This window comes from Sphingobium fluminis, assembly GCF_037723805.1.
In the GTDB taxonomy this organism is placed as follows: Bacteria; Pseudomonadota; Alphaproteobacteria; order Sphingomonadales; family Sphingomonadaceae; genus Sphingobium.
Genome location: NZ_JBBJUK010000002.1, coordinates 19055 through 36748, shown reverse-complemented (window position 1 = coordinate 36748; position 17694 = coordinate 19055). Strand labels below are relative to the sequence as shown.

Genomic DNA, 17694 nt, shown 5'->3' with positions numbered 1-17694 from the left:
GGCCTCGTCGGCTTAGCCGGCGAGGCCTTTTTGCTGTTCGATTTGGGCCCTTTAACGCTCTTGTTCGAGGAGCTTCAGCGTAGAGTCGTCACGCTCGCCCCCAAACCAACGGTCGATCGCGGCCGCGAGAAGCGAGGCGGGACGCGCCTGCTCGAACAAAGTCAGCGAGGAGCGCAGCTTCATGGCGTCCACCAATCCCATCACCGCCACGGGATCGCTGGTCGACAGCCCCTGCAGCGCTTCCACGCAGGCGCAATAGCGCGCACCGAGTACGGGGTGATCGTCATAGGCCCGTGCTTCGGCGAGCGAGACGATGCCGTAAAATTGGGCGATCGGACTGCGGCCGAGCGCCTTGAGCTGTGGAAAGATGAACCACATCCAGTGCGATCGCTTCGACCCGGCGCGCAATTCCGCGAGGGCGCGGGGATAGAACTCTTCCTGGGCCGCAATGAAACGATCGAGGCCTTCTTCTTGGACGATCATAACAGCGATGCTTGCGCGGGCGGCGCGCCATGCACCTGTGTCACGGGAAGGCTGCCCGTGGGCAGCCATTGCAGGACTTGCTTGGCGGGCACAGCCGGATCGAGCCAGTCGGCCCATTGATCTCGTTGCAGCGGGATGATCTGCCGATGATGATAGGGCGAGATATCGGGGCCCGCGTCCATCGTCAGCATCGTGAAGGCCTCGCCGGCCGCGTCCGCACGCCAGATGCCCGCGATGCAGAACCAGTCATGGTCCTTCATCGTAAAAAGCCATTTATCCAGCCGCTTCTGCTTGGGATCGGCGGGGTCGGTGAACTCATAGAAGCCGTCGGCAAGGATGAGGCAACGATGCGAGGCGAAGGTTCGACCTTCGGAACGGAAATTATAGACGGGGCGGCCGTTCTGGCCGGGCCAGCTCCAACGTCTACTGACGAGTTCCCCTGTTTCGCGCTCCCCCTCGACCGACCTGACGATGGGGCCCATGTCGGTTATCTTCACATCCTCGCGCGCCCCTACATTGGGCGTGCCTTCCGGCATCTTGATCTTGATCTTGAGGTCCGCGAAGTCCTCTACGATCGAGGCGATATCGATGAGCAGGCGATAGTCGTTACACATATCCGTGGTCCTTGCGCGCCCTTGTCTGAAACGCTTGTTCCTTGTATGTTCCTGTCATGGACTCGAAAGCCACCCCCTTCGATACCGAGGCACCGCTCGACGATCGCCGCGCCATCATCCGGCGAAATCCCGAGGATCCAAGCGAAATCGAGATGGTGGAGGCGACATGGGGTTCCAACCCCCAGTTCGCCGATGGAGTTTCCTATCGGTTCGCGCGCGCGGAAGGTCGAAGCTTTCCCACCCAGCGTTGCCTGATCCCGGCTTCGGAATTCCATATCCGCAATGATGACCGCCGATTTCGCGTGACGCTCGACGGCGGCAATTTCTTCTATCTCGCTGGCTTATGGGAACCGGCGATCGGCGAGTGGCCGCTCAGTTACCGCGTCATCACGGTGGACGCCAATCCGGAAGTGATGCGCTATCAGGAACGGCAGGGCGCCATCATTCATCGCCGGCAGGTCATGGAATGGCTGGATTTCACGGTTCTCGAGATCGACCTACTGCAAACGCCTCCTGCTCGGAGCTTCCTGATCGAAGAGATCAATCCCAAGCCGGTGCAGACCTCTCTGGCGCTCTGATCCATCATGTCGATGCTTCCGCTCTTTTCCGGCAATGATCAGGCCGAGTTGTTCGGCGCGCCTGTGCTGCCGGGCTTCGCCAGCGCCGACGCCTTTCTGTCGGTTGCCGAGGAACGCGCGCTGATCGCGCGCATCAACGATACGGACCTTTCGCCCTTCCGTTTCCAGCAATGGACGGGAAAGCGGCTTACCCATAGCTATGGCTGGAGCTATGATTTCAAGAATGGCCGCTTCGCGCCTGCCGATCCGATACCGGACTGGTTGTTGCCGATCAAAGCGCGCGCCGAGACCTTCGCCGGGCTTGCCCCGGACAGTCTCGTGCAGGCACTGTTGATCCGCTATGATCCCGGCGCCGGCATCGGCTGGCACAAGGACAGGCCGGTTTTCGAGCATGTTGTGGGCATTTCGCTTGGGATGCCTGCGACAATGCGGTTTCGCCGACGGGCGGATGGTGCTTTCGAGCGTTCCAATGCGCTTTTGACGCCGCGGGCCATTTATCATCTTTCCGGCCCGGCGCGGCACGCATGGGAACATAGCATCGTTGAGATAAGCGAGACCCGATGGTCGATAACATTTCGGAGCCTAGCGCGATCGCGGCTGGGACTTGAGCAAACCGTTGCGCTCAGGGAACAAATACTGGACTGAACCGTAGCGCAATGATCGGCGCAGACCGATTCTGGGGGCGCATGAAACGACGGACGGGGTACAGGGCAGCAATCGCCTGCTCGGCAGTGACGTCACTGCCGAGCGGAATGAGCTGTGCGCAAAGCATGGGAGAACTGCGCGATATGTCCATTCAGGACCTTGCCAATTTCGATGTTTCATCCGTCACCAAATCGGCCGAGCCGCTCGCTGACGCACCTGCGCGATATATGTCATCACGCATGACGACATCGTCCGCTCTGGCAATATCACCTTGCCGGGGATGCTGCGTCTCGCGCCCAATCTTCAGGTGATGCGCGGCGGATCGGGCGGCCTGATCGTGACAGCGCGGGGCCTGAGCGGCAATTCGGACGCACAGAATTTTTCCAACAAGCTGCTCGTGCTCATTGATGGCCGCAGTGTCTATACGCCGCTCTATTCGGGCGTGTACTGGGACATGCAGGATCTGTTACCCGAGGACATCGATCGCATCGAAGTCATCAGCGGGCCGGGCGCCACGCTCTGGGGTGCCAACGCCGTCAACGGCGTGATCAACATCATCACGCGCTCGGCCGGGGCCAGCCAAGGCTTGTACGCAACGGGAGTGATTGGAAACCTGACGACCGACGCCGGGGTCCGTTACGGCGGCCGCATCGGCGACAACCTCAACTACCGTGTCTTTGCAAAAGGTCACCGCAATCGCGATTCCAGCAGCCTCTCGGACGACGACAGCTGGCGGGCGCAGGGTGGTTTCCGCGTCGACTGGGCGCCCAGTGAGATCGATCGGGTCATAGTTCAGGCAGATGTTTATGGCGGGTCGCGCGGCCAAGGGAGCGGGGCACGAGAAGATATTGAGGGCCACGAGCCGCCGTCGCGCATCTTTAGAACGAGCTGACGCTCCTTGCGCAAGAGCAAGCCTTCGAGGACGACTGGGCGATCGCGCAAGATGGGGGGACTCCAATAGGTCGCCGGGCTTGAAGGGACAGCGGCTCGACGGTCAGTCTTACCGGGCATTCCAATCCCGCGAAACCAGAGCGACAGGCAACTGACGGTTGCGCGCTCAATCTGGATTCTTTCGGCAACTTGCCACGGCGAGATCCGCTGCGCTGCGGCGACAAAAGCCGCCATCCGCTGCGAGTTTCGGCGATTGTCCCGATCCCGGATTTGTTCGGCTGGTTCTGTTGCGCCATCGATGCGACCGTCTTTGACGACCGAGCCGAGCGCCAAAGAGCGCATGCTCCTGCAAAGAGGCCGTTATGGGCGCGTTCTCCCTCCTCTTCCAGCTTGTTCGGATGATGTTCGACCCGCCGTTGCGCGTCCGGCGGGACTCGCTCGTGGGATTCGGGACGGAGAGTTTGGCCATCCTCCTATCGGTGGCCGGACCCTATCTCCTCAAGCTTGTCGTCGATCAGTTCTCGCAGCCCGTGCCGCCGCCGGCCGGGCTCATTCTCCTCCTCCTCGTCTTTGCGATTGCGACCGGGGCGACGGGTGTCAGTGCGGCTATCCGCTACCATTCCACCACGCGGATCGTGGAGGTTCTCACGGGCAAGGTCACCCAGGATGTACTGCGTTCGGCGCTTCCCGGCCTTGCACAGACGGCGGACGATGGGGGGCCGCTGTTCGCCCAGATCGAACGTCTGCCCTCTAATCTGCAGATATTGATCGACGGCATTTTGTGGCAGGTCGTGCCGCTCTTGATCCAGATGGCCATATCGCTCGGCGTCATCCTGGCGGTCGTGCCATGGCATTATGCGACGCTGATCGGGCTGATCCTCTTTTTCTACCTCACCGTGTCACTGATCGGGGCAGATAGCTACCAGCAGCAGGCGGAGACCGCCAACGCGCGCGCCGCTGATCTGAGCGCGGCCCTCGCCGACATTCTGCGCAATGCGCCCCGGGTCGTGTTCAACGGCAATGTGTCTGCCGAACTGGCCGACCTCTCGGCGCGTGGCAACGCGCGCCTGCAGGCGGTGGCCATGGGCGCCCGGGCGCTTGGCGTCATGTCCGTGATCCAGTCGGCAATATTGGTGCTTGGCCTGGCAGCGCTCCTCGGTCTGGCTGCCAATGACGTTCTTACGCAGCGGCTCACGACTGGGGATTTCGTACTTCTCCACGCTTATGTGCTTCGTTTGACGCTACCGCTTGGCGGCTTTGGCTTTCTCGTTCGGCAGACGGGGGGCACACTCGCGCAGGTGAGCGAGTTGCTTGTCCTCGCGCAAGCGCACGAGCCCAGCAGTCTGTCCTCCCGCGCCGTGGTCCAAGGGCCTGGAACATTAAGGCTGACAAATATCGGCTTTGGTTATGGTCAAGGGCGCCCCGTGGTTCGCGACGTGAACGCCTCGATCGGGGCAGGCGGGTTCACCGTCCTCGCCGGCGCCAACGGATCGGGCAAATCAACGCTTGCGCGCATCATGGCGGGCCTCCTCGATCCGGCCGACGGCAATGTCTTTGTCAACGACCTGTGCCTGGCGCAGGTTCGTGCCGACGAACGCCACCGGTACGTCCTCTACGTCCCCCAGCAGATCGGGCTGTTCAACCGGACCCTGCGCGACAACGGTCTTTATCCTCCGACGAACCTTGATAGCCCCCGGCTGCTGCGCCTTCTGCTGGCGTTCCGCTTCTACGACAATGGGCGGGTGCCTGACCTTGACGGACCTGCTGGCGGGCAGGGGCGGGGGCTTTCGGGCGGACAAGCCCAAAAACTTGAACTCGCTCGTTTGGCCGGGGTAGAAGCGCCGGTCATCATTCTCGATGAGACCACATCGGCTCTGGATCCCGCCAGCGAACTCATCCTCGTCGATACCCTCCGGCGCGAGTGCGCCCACAGCACGCTTGTTCTCATCACCCATCGTCGCGTGATCGCGGAAAGGGCGGACCAGGTCCTCTTCATGTCCGATGGCGCGCTTCTCTTCTCGGGAACGCATCACGTGTTGATGCGGGAGGCCGCCTATCGCGGTTTCTGGCGGGGCGTTTCGCAAGACAAGGCAGATGGGCGGCCGGCGGCCCAAGCGTCCGAGGCAAGCAAATGATCGCACCGACGCATTGACAGCGTGATGCGAACCGGCAAAGAATTGTGCCATTCACCATGGCTTTCCATCGGAAGGCCCGCCGGTACCGCGAGATGTCTCCATCTCCAGACCTGGCACCGTTCATCGGAACAGGTCCGGCTGTCGCCGGACCGTTGCTAATGCCCGGGCTGTTTGCCTCATGTTCGTTTTTCAGCGTTTCAGCGCTCTTCCTCGTGCGCCTGGCGGTCTCGCACATGCCTCCCGGTGATCGCCGCGATGTCGCGGCAGATCAGAGCAGGGGGTCGAGAACCCATATCCTCGAAAGGCTGTTCCGTTCGGAAGGGCCCGGTCTTGCCCGCTTCGTCCGAAGCCGCATCGGCAAGGAGGAGGAGGTGCACGATCTGGTGCAGGAAGCGTTCCTCCGTCTGGCCGCGGCAAGACCGAACGTCCTGCTCGAACGGCCGGAAGCCTATCTCCAGCGCATCGCGCGTAACCTTGTCTTCAATCGGTACCGCCGCGTCGATCCTCTGCGATGCCCGATGCATGTCGCCATCGACGAGGCGGAGAGCGTGACCGTTCCTCCCGAACAGGAATGGGCGATCGAGGCCAATGACGCCAGGAGTCGATATATTGCGGTGCTCGACACCCTGACGCCGCGTACCCGGGAGATATTTCTGCTGAACAGGGTCGAGGGCTTGAGCTATGCCGACATCGCCGCGCGCCTCGACCTGACCGTCAAGGCGATCGAATATCATATGAGCCGGGCGCTCACACAGCTTCATCAGGCATTTTACGGGCGATGAATGACGATCCTATCGTGCCCCCCGACGACGCCGGGGCCAATCCTCTGCTGGAGGAGGCGATCGCTTGGTGCCTTCGCATGCACGGCGAAGGTGCCGAGGCGCATAGGGCCGCGTTCGAGGCCTGGCTCGCCTTGGGCGGCGTGCACCGCCAGATCTATAGCGAGGTCAGCGAACTCTACGGCTTCGGCGAGACCCTGCGCGACATGAAGATCGAACGGGTGAGTGAGAGCGTGGCCGCGAACGATCAGTCGGGCCGCTCATCGCATTGGCGCGCGCCGGCGCTGCTTGGCGCGGCCATCGTCGCCATCGCTGCAGGCGGCCTCTTTGTCCACCAGCTTCGGCAAGAGAGAGCGATCGGCGAACCGCTCATCCGGACGATTGGGTCCGGGCAACTTCAGACAGCGCTCGGCGAAATTCGATCGGTGCGGCTGGATGATGGCCTCACGGTGACGCTCGATACCGACAGCTTGGTCACGGTGGCGGCGGACGGTCACGGCCGGCGCCTGCGGCTCGAGCGAGGCAGGGCCAGATTTGCGGTTTCGCGTGACCGGACACCGCTTGTTGTCACCGCCGGCCTGGGAACGATCACCGGTTTGGGAACGATCTTCGATGTCGGCTTGTCCTCCTATCACGCTGTCAACGTCTCGGCGGTGCAGGGCGCGGTCGATGTTCGGGCAAGCGACAAATGGTGGGCTTTGCGGCGCACCCGCACGTTGCGGGTCACGGCGGGCCATCGGTGGCGCTATGGGCCCGACGAACACATGACAATCACTAGAATGTCACGCGAGGACCTTTCGGCGGACGCATGGCCGAGCGGTCTCATGGCCTTCGACGGCGTGCCGCTCTCGCAGGTCATAGGGCAGGCCAATCGTTACGGCGTGACCAAGATCGTCCTGGCGGACGCCGCGCTTGGAGAGCGCCGCTTTCACGGGACGCTCCGCCTCAACGACACCCGCAAGCTCGCGACCGTTCTGGCACACGCCTTTTCCCTCCGGATCGTCGAGGAGCCGGGCACGCTTGGACTGTCCGCGCAATAAATCTGCAACAAGGCATTAGGGTAGAGCACGACTTTTACGATGTCCCCAACAGAGACCCGGAACGACCGGGCCTGACAGAGATTGGGGGACTTTCATGCCTAGCACCCGTAACTGGGTGGCAAGCAGCCTGCTTGCCATCGCGATCGTTCACACCCTTCCGAGCGCTGATGCGCGCGAGGACAGCAGCGCGCCCGTGCACTTCAATCTTCCGGCGCAGCCGCTCGCCAGCATGCTGCTAGCCATCGGACAATTGTCGGGGCAGCAGATCATCTTTCCCGGCGACGCGATGACCGGGCTCACGGCGCCTAGGATTGAGGGACGTCTCGATGTGGAAGCCGCGCTCGCCCGCGCGCTTGCGGGAACAGGCTTCAGGGTCGAGGTCGCCGCCGACGCGATCTATATCCGGTTGCCATCGCGTGCCACGAGCGGAGAAAGGGACGAGCGGAGCGAAAGCGCCATCATCGTTACGGGTTCGCATATCCGAGGCGCCACCTCGGCATCGCCGGTATACCGCTACGACACCGCCTCGGCGCGCGATCAGGGCGTGACCGATATGCGCGGACTGGCGGCCGCCATCCCGCAAAATTTCACCGGAGGCCAGAGCCCGGGGATCGGCTATGGCGCGGAAGGCGCGGGGAGCACGAACATCGACTCCTCGACGGCGCTAAACCTGCGCGGCCTTGGGCCCGGTTCGACTCTCACCCTGCTCAATGGCCATCGCATGGCCTATAATCTGAGCAATCAGTCCGTCGATTTTTCGAGCATTCCGTTTGCCGCCGTGGATCGCGTCGAGATCATGCCGGACGGCGCCTCGGCGCTCTATGGCTCCGACGCGATCGGCGGCGTCGCAAACGTCATCCTCAAAAATGATTTTCGCGGGCTTTCCGCCAATGCGGTGATCGGTGCCGCCACGGACGGAGGCTATGTCACCCAGAGCTATAATCTCGTCGGTGGCACGGCCTGGCAATCGGGCAGCCTCATGCTTACGGGCAATTACGACCGAAGCACCGACATCGTCGCGAGCGACCGCAGCTTCACCGCTGGCGCCAATCCCTATCTCACCCTCTATCCGCCGCTGCGTTCACACGCCATTGTCGGCAGCGCCCATCAGGATATCGGGCCCAATCTCACCTTGGCGATAGATGTGCTCTATTCCGCCAGAAAAGCATCACGCGATACGCCCTATACCGATGTCGGTCCGGTGGAGTTGGACGGTTTCGTGTCGACGAGCGCGAGCCGCAATGTCAGCATCGCGCCTTCGGCCAGACTGCGCGTCTCAGGATGGACGTTGGACCTCATCGGCACCTACGGCACGAGCCACCTGACCAGCGGCGACCAGAGCTATCCTGGCCCTTACCGGGAGGTGAAACTCGGCAACGAGACGATCTCGGCGGAATTCTCAGCTGAAGGCACGCTTCTCGCGTTGCCGGCGGGCGACCTGGGTCTAGCACTTGGCGGCGGGTTTCGGACCGACGAATTCGTCTATCATCTATCGAGCAATCCGCTGCGTGCGCGCCAGGACAATTATTTCGGATATGCCGAGGTCAGCATCCCCCTGACCTCGCCGGTTCAGGCCCTTCCGGCGTTTTACCGCACCTCGCTGTCAGCCGCCATTCGGTATGAGGACTATCCCGGCATGGGGCGGCTCGCGACACCCAAGGCCGGCTTCATCTGGTCGCCGACGGCCGATCTAGACGTGAAGCTGGGTTGGGGCCGTTCGTTCAAGGCGCCCACGCTCTATCAGCGCTTCAATCCTACCATCGCCTATCTCTTTCCCGGCGACCTTTACGGGTCACGCGAAGCCCCGGAAGGCCAGACCATCATCAGCGTGCAGGGCGGCAAGAATGATCTGCGGCCGGAGAAGGCGGAGAGCTTCACCGCCGGCCTCGTCGTTCACCCGCGTGCCGTCCCCGGGCTCGATCTCGCGATCAGCCTGTTCAAGGTGACTTACCGCAACCGGGTCGTCGCGCCGATCCCTTCGACGAGCAAGGCTCTCATCGATCCGGTCTATGCCGACTTCGTGACCTTCATGCCGAGCGCCGCCGATATCGCCCCGACCATCGCCATGTCGCCGATGGGGCTGAGCAATCAGACAGGCTCCAGCGATCCCTTCGATCCAGGCAGCGTCTTTGCAATCGTCGACAGCCGCACCCAGAATGTGGCACGGGACAAGATCAAGGGCGTCGACGTCTCGCTGGCCTATCAGGTGAAGACGCAGGGCACCGGTACGTTCAATTTCCATGCGAACGCCACCTACCTGCGCTCTTCGCGCGTGCTGATCGATGGCCTTCCCGAGATCGTGCTCGCGGGCAAGGTCTTCAATCCGCCCCACCTCAAACTGCGCGGCGGCGTTGGCTGGGCGCTCGACGGCGTCATGGTGAACGGCGTCGCGAATTATATCGGCGGCGTGACGGACAATCGCCGGATCGCGACGACAAAGATCCGCGGCCTGACCAGCATCGATCTCTCCGCCAAGGTCCGCGCCGGCAGCGCGGACAAGGGTGTCGATGTCCAGCTCTCCGTCCTCAATATCTTCAACGCGAAGCCAGCGAGTATTCGGGGGTCGAGCCTGGAGGCGCCCTTCGATACGACCAACTATCCTTCGATCGGGCGCTATGTCAGTTTGTCGTTCACCAAGGGCTTCTGAGCATGGTGGGCATGCTGCTCAGCCTGTCGCTTGCGGCAGCCGCTCTTCCAACCCGCCCCGGAGGCGACCCCTGCGCCGATGCCTCCGCATCCGCCAGCGCCTCTGAGCGGGGAAGGCACGCGACGATCGCTGATCTGATGTGTCTTCGCGACCTCGGAGGACAAGGCGATGACGAGCCGCCATTTTCTCTCTCGCCGGACAGGACGAAGCTCGCCGTTCCGTTGCGGCAGGCCGACCCTGATCGAATTGACTATCGCCAATCCGTGCTGGTCATCGACATCAAAAGCGGAAAGGTCGGTAACCCAATCGTCGTGCGCGGCGGGGTGGCGCTCAGCCGGTTCGATCTGCCGACTATCCCGGATTTCAGCGGCGGCGTGATCGCAACCAATCTGCCACGCTGGTCGCCAGATGGGCAATGGCTCGCCTATCTGGAGCGCCGCGACGGGATCATGCAAGTAGTGCGGGCCAAGGCATCCGGCGGCGCGTCCGTGGCGGTCACCCAATCGAAGGTCGATGTCCGGAGCTTCAGCTGGAGCGCGGACGGTAGCGAGATACATTATTCCTCGAGGCCCGACGATATTGCTGCAGCCAGGGCTCTGGTCGAGGAGGGGGCAAGGGGGTTCCGGTTCGACGAGCGCTGGATACCGGAATGGCGACCGATGCCTTTTCCAGCGCCGTCGCCCGATCGCCATTTCGCGATAGCGATCGGATCAGGCGCCATTCGGGACGATCGGCCTGCTACGGTCGAAACTGTCGACGACGTGCCTGTCGACGAGGCATCAGATCCCGCGGGCAATGTGGCAAGGCTCGCCTATCTGGGCGGCGGCATCATCAACGGTCCGAAGCGGATCACGGTTTCGACCCGAAGCGGCCTCAGGCGGGAATGCCGCGACGCGAGCTGCGCGTTGGCGACGCGCCTCTGGTGGCGTGACGAGCGGCATCTGATCTTCGCGCGCCGCGCGGGATGGGGCAATAATCTGACCGAGTTGGTGAGCTGGGACATCCTCACGGATCGCAAGCGCCTCCTCATGCGGACAAGCGATCTGCTTGCCGGTTGCCGGCCGGTGCCCGCTGGTCTTGTTTGCGTGATTGAAGGCTCCCGGTCGCCCCGACGGCTTTTCGTCATCGACTATGCAACCGGTATCCGCAGGCTCCTGTTCGATCCCAACCCGCAATGGGCCGCTCTCGATTTAGGTCGCGTGCGGCGTCTCTTCTGGCAGAATGACCGAGGCCTCAAGACATTCGGCGATCTCGTTCTGCCTCCAAATAAGCAGCGCGCTGTCGGGCTACCGCTTGTCGTCGTCGGCTACCGTTCGCGTGGGTTCCTGCGCGGCGGATCGGGCGACCTCTTTCCGATATTCCCGCTCGCGGCCAGGGGATTTGCCGTGCTCGTCTATGAGCGGCCGGAACAGGTAGGCAATCTGGCGCCTGTTGCGAGCCAGGCGGAGTCAGATCGGCTGGATCTTGAAGGTTGGGCCGACAAGAAGAGCGGTGCATCCTCCATCATGACGGCCGTCTCGATGCTCGTGCGCGACGGGATCGTCGACCGCAAGCGTATCGGACTGACCGGCTTTAGCGATGGCGTCGACAAAGGGACATACACGCTCCTCCACAATGATATCTTCAGAGCCGTCGCGCTGGCGGGATGCTGTAGCGACCCGGTGATGGTCAACGCATCGATCGGTCCCTATCTTGCCCGACAGATGATCGTTGCGGGGTATCCTGCCTATCGGGATCGGGGCAGCGAGCGGGTAAGCGACTATTCCCTGGCGGCCAACGCTGACCATATAAATGTACCCATCCTGATGCAGGTGGGCGACCGCGAATATTTACGCAGCCTCGAAGTCGAGGCTGCGTTTCGACAGGCCGGCAGGCCGCTCAGCCTCTACGTCTTCCCCGATGAATATCATAATCTGTGGCAACCCGCCCATCGCCAGGCCGCCTATTCCAGAAATCTGGCCTGGTTCGACTATCATCTCCTGCATGACGGCAAAGGGCCTATGCCCGAATGGATCAGGCCGATGGCGGGGGCCGACTAGCGGCGCTCCGAGCGCCATTATCCGGCCTGGGATCGACACCAGATCTCCGCATCGGTGAGCTCCAGGATCCTGAGATAATCCAAGTCCCGCACTGGTGGAGGCCGCTCGCAGTAGCGGCGAATGGCATCCGCATCGACGATGCCGCGCTCGCTGAGCATACCGTCGCAGAGAAAGCGCGCAATCTCGTCGCGGTGCGTCTCGAAATAGCGGCTGTGCATCGCCATCGGCGAGCCCTTGCTCCGCCGCGCGGCGATCGCCGGCGGCAGTTCCGTCGCGGCCATGCGCGCGATCGATCGGTCCATGCCGTCCGCGCACCAGAGCCAGCTGGGAATGGCAAGGCAGGTCTCCACGATCGGCGCGAGCAGGAGGGGCCAGATATGGGCCGGTCCCGATGCGCGCGGCATGCGCTCGAGATAGACATGGCTGGCGAGGAGCGACGCGACATGCGCCGCGGACCCTGACGCCGCACCTGCCGGAGCGGTCAGCCAAGGGTGGAGGTTGCCCGGCTCATTCCTGTCGGTGATCGCCGGACGCAGAAAGGCTGGCTGCCGCGGCCAAAGGACGGCTTTTGCTCTGCGGCAGCGCCGCGTCGAGACTTTTGCGCCATGGCGGAGAAGGTCGATATAGGATGCAGACGTCAGTTTCCTCAGATCGCGCATCGTGTCGAGGATGGCCCTCGGGCCAGCACCGCCGTCGATCCGGTCGCCCAGCGCGTAGGCGGCGGCGCCCGCATGGAAGATATTGTCTCCGCCAAAACCGCCTAATATGGCGTCATGACCGACAAGGAAGGCCTCATCGGCGATCCTCGCGTTCATCAGACCCGCGATCGTGCGGCGCGTCGGACGCGGCAGAGGCATCTCGGACCGGCAGTTGGTCGCGAAATCGGCGGCGACATAGGGCGCCTCCGTCAGTGTCGCCGCGCAGGCTTCGGCGACCACCCGCGCATAGGATCGCTCGTCGCCGAGCGGGTCCGATGGCGTATAGAAAGTCAGATGACGCGCGCCGGCTGTATGGAGGCTTATCTGCGTCGCAACGATCGAGGAATCGAGGCCTCCCGACACGGTGATGAGCGGCCGGGGAAAGCGATTCGTGATCGCTTCATGGACCATGGCGAAGGATCGGCGGAGGCGCGCGACCGATTCCGGGCGCTGCCCGATCGGTGCTCCGACATGGTCCCAGGGGCTCCAGGCGACCTCCGTTCGAAGGCGGCTTCCGCTGATGACCAGTATCTCGCCGGCAAGGAGCTCGCGCACGCCGGCAAGGGCGGTACGGGCCGAGAAGTGATTGGGGAAGAGGAGCTCGTCGGCGACCTCATCCCAGTCGATGTCGAAGGTCTGGCGATCGGCCGACCGCAGAAGATCAAGATCGGAGGCGATGATCCAGTCGGTCCCATCGGCCCGATAGAAGCAGGGCAACTGTCCGGAAGGGTCGCGGACAATGCTGATCTCGCCGCCGGGCCCGGCTCGCAACCCGACGAACATGCCCCAGACGCTTTCCAGCAAGGCCCTCGGTCCGGCCGGGCGCACACGGGTCGCGTCATAGGGAAAGGCAACGCCGAGAATTGCATAGCCGTCCGCGCCAGCCGGCTCGAACGCCAGCTGGCCGTTGACGAACAGCGAGAGGGTCTCGGTCACCATGGCGGCCCTGAACCCCATAGGAGCGCTCGGCTGGGGACGGGATTGCGCCTCATCGCTGCGCGCGAATCGAATGAAGCAGAGGTAGCGACCGCTCATGTCAGACGATCAGGATCGGGGTGAAGGGCCGGACCGTCTCAAGATCGCCATTGACGAGGAGGCCGTCGACCTCGACCCAGCAATGCGCCGAAAAAGGCGCGGTGCGAACACCGATCACGAGCGTTGCCGGCACCTCCCGGCGCAGCATCGCCATTATGAGGCCGATCGCCATGGACATGCACCGGTCCCGGATCGGGAAGAGAGGGGCGACGCGGTCGAAGGCGCTCGCAATGAGGGCCGCATCGTCGAGTCGCGTCCCCTTGCCTGCAAGGCATCGCTTCGTGCGTTCGATCCGCTCAATGATGTGATGCAGCGATGCGACGCGAAGCCACAGAGCTGATATCGCCCGATAGCGAAAGGCGCTCGCTAATGTCGGGAGACCCGGCGAGCCCGGCGCTGGCGCCAACTGCCCCCCCAAAGGAGCAAAGTTTGCGCGCGGGGGCGTTGCCGGTCGATCGGCTTGCTCTGGCCCAGCAGGATCGAGGATGAAGGATAGCCGCTCGCGAGCGAGCGCGTCTTCGCCGCCCTGTTCAACCAGGGCGTGGAAGGGCGAATGCAGTGGCCTTGGCAAGGCAAAATAACGATCCTGCTTCAGGTCGAGCAGGATGATGTCGTCCTGGCAGGCGGTATAGACGAGGCCTGCCCGTAGCTGAAAAGCCATCGACCCTCTCCCCTAACCGGGCGCGCGCGAGCGCGCGCCCGGCGACCCTCACTCCGCGTCGAGAGCGGGCGGCTTCTGCCGGAGGGAGCCGGGATCGTCCTGGCCGCCTGTCATGCTGTTGCCCTTGGTGACGGCCGTCGCCGCGCCCATGTCGATGAGCTCGTCGCTCAGCTGCTCATGCTTGTGAGTCATGTGTCGCTCCTTGATTAGCCGCCGAATCGCGGCCCTCGAAGCATCGCGCCAGAGCGCTTCCAGGCAAAATGGAGAAGGTCCGGATGTCGGACAATAGGGGGTAGGATTCTCCAGATTTAGACGCGTTTCCCATATGTTGAGTCCGGCTTCTGTGAGCTTATACTAATGGAGGGAGAGGGGGGAGACTGGGTGCCACTGGCATCGAGGATCATTTCCCCATGAACATTCCAACGCTCGAGAGGGCCGCGGCCGAGCTCGTCAACCGACTCGGCGGCGCCTGGAGGCCCCAAGGCGCGATGTGCCGCTGTCCCGCGCATGACGATGCGGTTCCCAGTCTCTCGGTCCGGGTCGGACATAGCAGCCTGCTCTTCAAATGCTTCGCGGGCTGCAGCAACCGGGATGTGCTTCGCGCCATCCGTCGCCTTCGATTCGCCGTCCCGGTCGATCCTTCGCCTTCTTCGCGCGTCGATGCTCCGCCCGACGACCGGACGGCGGCACTGGCGAGGTCGCTCTGGAATGACGCGCGCATGCTCGCCGGCTCTCCGGGGGAGACTTATCTGCGCACGCGGCGCATCCATACGCTTCCCGATGGTCTGCGCTGGCATCCCCGCACGCCGCTCGGCCGTGGCCGCGCCGTTCGCTACCGGCCCGCTATGCTGGCAGCGCTCGAGGATCGCGGCAGGATCGTCGCCGTCCAGCGGTTGTTTCTCGATCCCGCCGGCATTGGCCTGGCCCGCGATCTGGCGAGGCCCAAGCGCACGCTGGGCCGACCTTTGGGCGGCGCCGTTCGGCTGCGACCGGCAGGCCCGTGCCTGGGCCTCGCGGAGGGCGTGGAGAGCGCCGAGTCGGCTGCCATCCTGCTGGGCATCCCGGTCTGGGCGGCGCTCGGGAGCGAGCGGCTCCATCAACTCATCCTTCCCGATGCCATCGAGAGGCTCGTCCTTCTGCCTGACAATGACGCGGCGGGACGCAGGGCAGAGCAGCTCGCGCGACAGGCCTATCAGCGCACTTCTCTGAAAATCGACACGATCTGGCCCTGGTGGGGCCTCAACGACTGGAACGACGTGCTCAAAAGGAAGGAGGAGGGGGTGGGGAGCCGGGTGCGGGGTGCGGCCTGACGGTCAGGCCGCCCCGCCTTTCGGAGACATTGTGATGACCAAACCTACCATCGACTATGTGCTGGCGCGCGACTGCTTCAAATCGTCCGACAATGTGCGAACCCACAGCGACGCAGCAGCTGACGCGGAGCTCAAGGCCAATATCGCGGCGAACGGCTATCTTCTCGAAAATCTCATCGGCGTGCGCGTCACCCGGGGCGCCGCCAAGGGCCGGGTCGAGATCTATGGTGGCGGCCGCCGGCTCGAGGCGACGCTCGCCAATATCGAGGACGGCGCGCTCGACCAGGATTTCATGGTCCCCGTGCTGATCGCCAAGAATGCCCGCGACGCGATCGAGATGAGTCTCGCTGAAAATTATTTCCAGCTGCCGATGAACCCGGCCGACGAATGTTGCGCCTTCCAGGCGATCATCGAGCGGGAGAAGAAGAGCCCGGCCGACCTTGCCCGCCGCTTCGGCAAGAGCGAGACATTCGTGCTCGGCCGTCTGCGGCTCGCGAACCTTGCGCCGTCCATCTTCGCCGCGCTGCGCGCCGGCGAGCTCGGCATGGAGGTCGCCAAGGCCTATGGTTCGACCGCCGACCAGGACCGTCAGGCGCGTATTTTCGAGCAACTCGGTTCGAGCTATCAGAAGAACAATGTCAATGAGATACGGCGCCTTCTCGCGAGCGGCTCCTATCGCGGCGCCGATCCCAAGGCGTTGCTTGTTGGGCGCGAGGCCTATGTCGCGGCCGGGGGCAGGCTGGACGTCGACCTCTTCTCCAGCGCCGCGACCGAGATCTGGCTGGACGGCGGCCTGGTCGAGGAACTCGCCGAGCAGGCGCTCGCCAGCGCCGCCGAGGCCATTCGCGATCGCGAAGGCTTTGCGCAGATCCGGGTGGTCCCGTCGACCATGATTCCCTGGGCGCAGACCTACGCGCTCGACGAAATCGAACCGGAACCGCTCGATCTGCCGGTCGATGTCCTGGCGCGGCAGATCGCGATCGAGGCTGAGCTTGAGGAGATCGAGCGCGAGGCGGAAGGCGAGGAGGACTATACGCCCGAACAGGCCGGCCGGATCGAGACGCTGGAGGCCGAGCGCGACGCCCTGGTCCCGACCGAAAGAGCGTTCACGCCGGCGCAGAAGGCCGGCGCCATCGCTTTCCTTCTCATCGACGAGACCGGGGCGCCCAAACTTCACACCAGCGTTTATGCACTCGAAGAAGAACGCCCCGAAGCGGATGACGAGGCCATCGGCGTCGACGAGGACGGCGAGGTTAATGTCGACTTGGACGGCGACGACCGCGGCGATGAGGCGGATGAGGGTGAGGAGCCTCGGTCCTACAGCATGCGGCTGCGCGACGAACTCGCCATGATGAAGACCGAGCTGCTTGCCGTGCATATCGCGAGCGATCCGCTCTTCGCGCTCGATCTTGGCACCTTCATCATGGCCGACGACGCCTGCCACCTAGGCTGGAGCGGTATGCCGTCCGAGCTTCGGGCCAAGGCCGCGACCCCCCGGGTGCACGGTTTTGCGAGCGAGTCGGCCGCGGCGCAGGCCTGGGCGAAGCTCGACGAGGCGCTCGACCGCGGCTGGGTGGATCTTCCAACGATCGAGGCGCGCTATGACGCCTTCTGTGCGCTTGGCGACGAGGCCCGCGCGGCCTGGCTCGGCTGGGCGATCGCGCGAACGATCATGGCGGTTCCCGAAGGCCAGAGCGGCAGCGGCTTCCTCGATCATCTGGGCAAGGCGCTCGCGATCGATGTGGCGGCATGGTGGCGTCCGACCGCGCGCAACTTCTTCGATCGGCTGACCAGGCCTGGGATCCTCGATCTCTTCCAAGAGATTGGTGGCCTCGAGCTCAAGAACCGCTACGCCGGAACGCGCAAATTCGACCTGGCGCATGCAGCAGAGAAGCTGTTTGCAGGCGATGTGATCGCCGAGGCGGACGTCAAGGCGCGCGCGCTCGCCTGGCTTCCCGACCCCATGCGCTTGCCCGTCGAGGAAGCGGCAGCGTCGGCCGAGGCGCCTGCGCATAGCGATGGCGAAAAGCTGGCGGCGGTCCCGCCCGCCACTTCGGATGAGAGCCTTCCCCAGGCTGCCTGATCTGACCTCAGGGCCGGGGACCGACATGGCGTCATGTCGGTCCCCATGCTTTTTTA

At 63.7% G+C, this 17694-nt stretch carries 15 protein-coding genes; 10 read left to right on the top strand and 5 right to left on the bottom strand.

Annotation, left to right across the window (positions count from 1 at the left end):
* Window positions 1-51: 51 nt before the first annotated feature.
* Window positions 52-483 carry a DUF1810 domain-containing protein gene (locus tag WG907_RS06290; RefSeq protein WP_340231893.1) on the bottom strand — a complete coding sequence of 144 codons (432 nt, stop codon included), beginning with the start codon at window positions 481-483 and terminating at the stop codon, window positions 52-54.
* On the bottom strand, window positions 480-1097 hold the full coding sequence (locus WG907_RS06285; protein WP_340231892.1) for an SOS response-associated peptidase family protein: 618 nt from the start codon (window positions 1095-1097) through the stop codon (window positions 480-482). The genes WG907_RS06290 and WG907_RS06285 overlap by 4 nt, the downstream gene beginning before the upstream one ends.
* Before the next feature lie 56 nt (window positions 1098-1153).
* Between WG907_RS06285 and WG907_RS06280 the strand changes: the two genes are divergently transcribed.
* From WG907_RS06280 to WG907_RS06245, 8 genes are all read left to right on the top strand, one after another.
* Window positions 1154-1675: an SOS response-associated peptidase family protein gene (locus WG907_RS06280; RefSeq protein ID WP_340231891.1), complete on the top strand. Its 522-nt coding sequence runs from the start codon at window positions 1154-1156 to the stop codon at window positions 1673-1675.
* 6 nt (window positions 1676-1681) lie between these two features.
* Window positions 1682-2320: an alpha-ketoglutarate-dependent dioxygenase AlkB gene (locus tag WG907_RS06275; RefSeq protein WP_340231890.1), complete on the top strand. Its 639-nt coding sequence runs from the start codon at window positions 1682-1684 to the stop codon at window positions 2318-2320.
* A 280-nt stretch (window positions 2321-2600) separates the two neighbouring features.
* A complete protein-coding gene (locus WG907_RS06270; RefSeq protein WP_340232462.1) occupies window positions 2601-3212 on the top strand; it encodes a TonB-dependent receptor plug domain-containing protein in 612 nt (203 codons plus the stop codon).
* A gap of 361 nt (window positions 3213-3573) precedes the next feature.
* Complete coding sequence (locus WG907_RS06265; RefSeq protein WP_340231889.1) at window positions 3574-5346, top strand: ATP-binding cassette domain-containing protein; 1773 nt, start codon at window positions 3574-3576, stop codon at window positions 5344-5346.
* Between the two features lie 233 nt (window positions 5347-5579).
* On the top strand, window positions 5580-6128 hold the full coding sequence (locus tag WG907_RS06260) for an RNA polymerase sigma factor (RefSeq protein ID WP_340231888.1): 549 nt from the start codon (window positions 5580-5582) through the stop codon (window positions 6126-6128).
* Window positions 6125-7165, top strand: a complete 1041-nt coding sequence (locus WG907_RS06255) for a FecR family protein (protein WP_340231887.1) — start codon at window positions 6125-6127, stop codon at window positions 7163-7165. The genes WG907_RS06260 and WG907_RS06255 overlap by 4 nt, the downstream gene beginning before the upstream one ends.
* Window positions 7166-7259: 94 nt before the next feature.
* Window positions 7260-9812 (top strand): TonB-dependent receptor domain-containing protein, encoded by a 2553-nt coding sequence (locus WG907_RS06250; protein ID WP_340231886.1) that lies wholly within the window; start codon window positions 7260-7262, stop codon window positions 9810-9812.
* Between the two features lie 2 nt (window positions 9813-9814).
* The gene (locus tag WG907_RS06245) at window positions 9815-11851 is read left to right on the top strand and encodes an Atxe2 family lasso peptide isopeptidase (protein WP_340231885.1); all 2037 of its coding nucleotides are present in this window, start codon (window positions 9815-9817) and stop codon (window positions 11849-11851) included.
* A 17-nt stretch (window positions 11852-11868) separates the two neighbouring features.
* On the opposite strand, the gene WG907_RS06240 is transcribed toward WG907_RS06245, so the two are convergent.
* The 3 genes from WG907_RS06240 to WG907_RS06230 are packed head-to-tail and all read right to left on the bottom strand — an operon-like array spanning window position 11869 to window position 14437.
* On the bottom strand, window positions 11869-13584 hold the full coding sequence (locus tag WG907_RS06240; protein ID WP_340231884.1) for an asparagine synthase-related protein: 1716 nt from the start codon (window positions 13582-13584) through the stop codon (window positions 11869-11871).
* Between the two features lies 1 nt (window position 13585).
* Entirely contained in the window at window positions 13586-14245 is a 660-nt protein-coding gene (locus tag WG907_RS06235) for a lasso peptide biosynthesis B2 protein (RefSeq protein ID WP_340231882.1), read from the bottom strand.
* Window positions 14246-14293: 48 nt separating this feature from the next.
* Complete coding sequence (locus WG907_RS06230) at window positions 14294-14437, bottom strand: hypothetical protein (RefSeq protein WP_340231880.1); 144 nt, start codon at window positions 14435-14437, stop codon at window positions 14294-14296.
* A gap of 218 nt (window positions 14438-14655) precedes the next feature.
* On the opposite strand from WG907_RS06230, the gene WG907_RS06225 reads away from it, so the two are divergent.
* On the top strand, window positions 14656-15555 hold the full coding sequence (locus WG907_RS06225; RefSeq protein WP_340231879.1) for a DUF7146 domain-containing protein: 900 nt from the start codon (window positions 14656-14658) through the stop codon (window positions 15553-15555).
* A gap of 34 nt (window positions 15556-15589) precedes the next feature.
* On the top strand, window positions 15590-17638 hold the full coding sequence (locus tag WG907_RS06220; protein WP_340231878.1) for a ParB/RepB/Spo0J family partition protein: 2049 nt from the start codon (window positions 15590-15592) through the stop codon (window positions 17636-17638).
* Window positions 17639-17694: the final 56 nt, after the last annotated feature.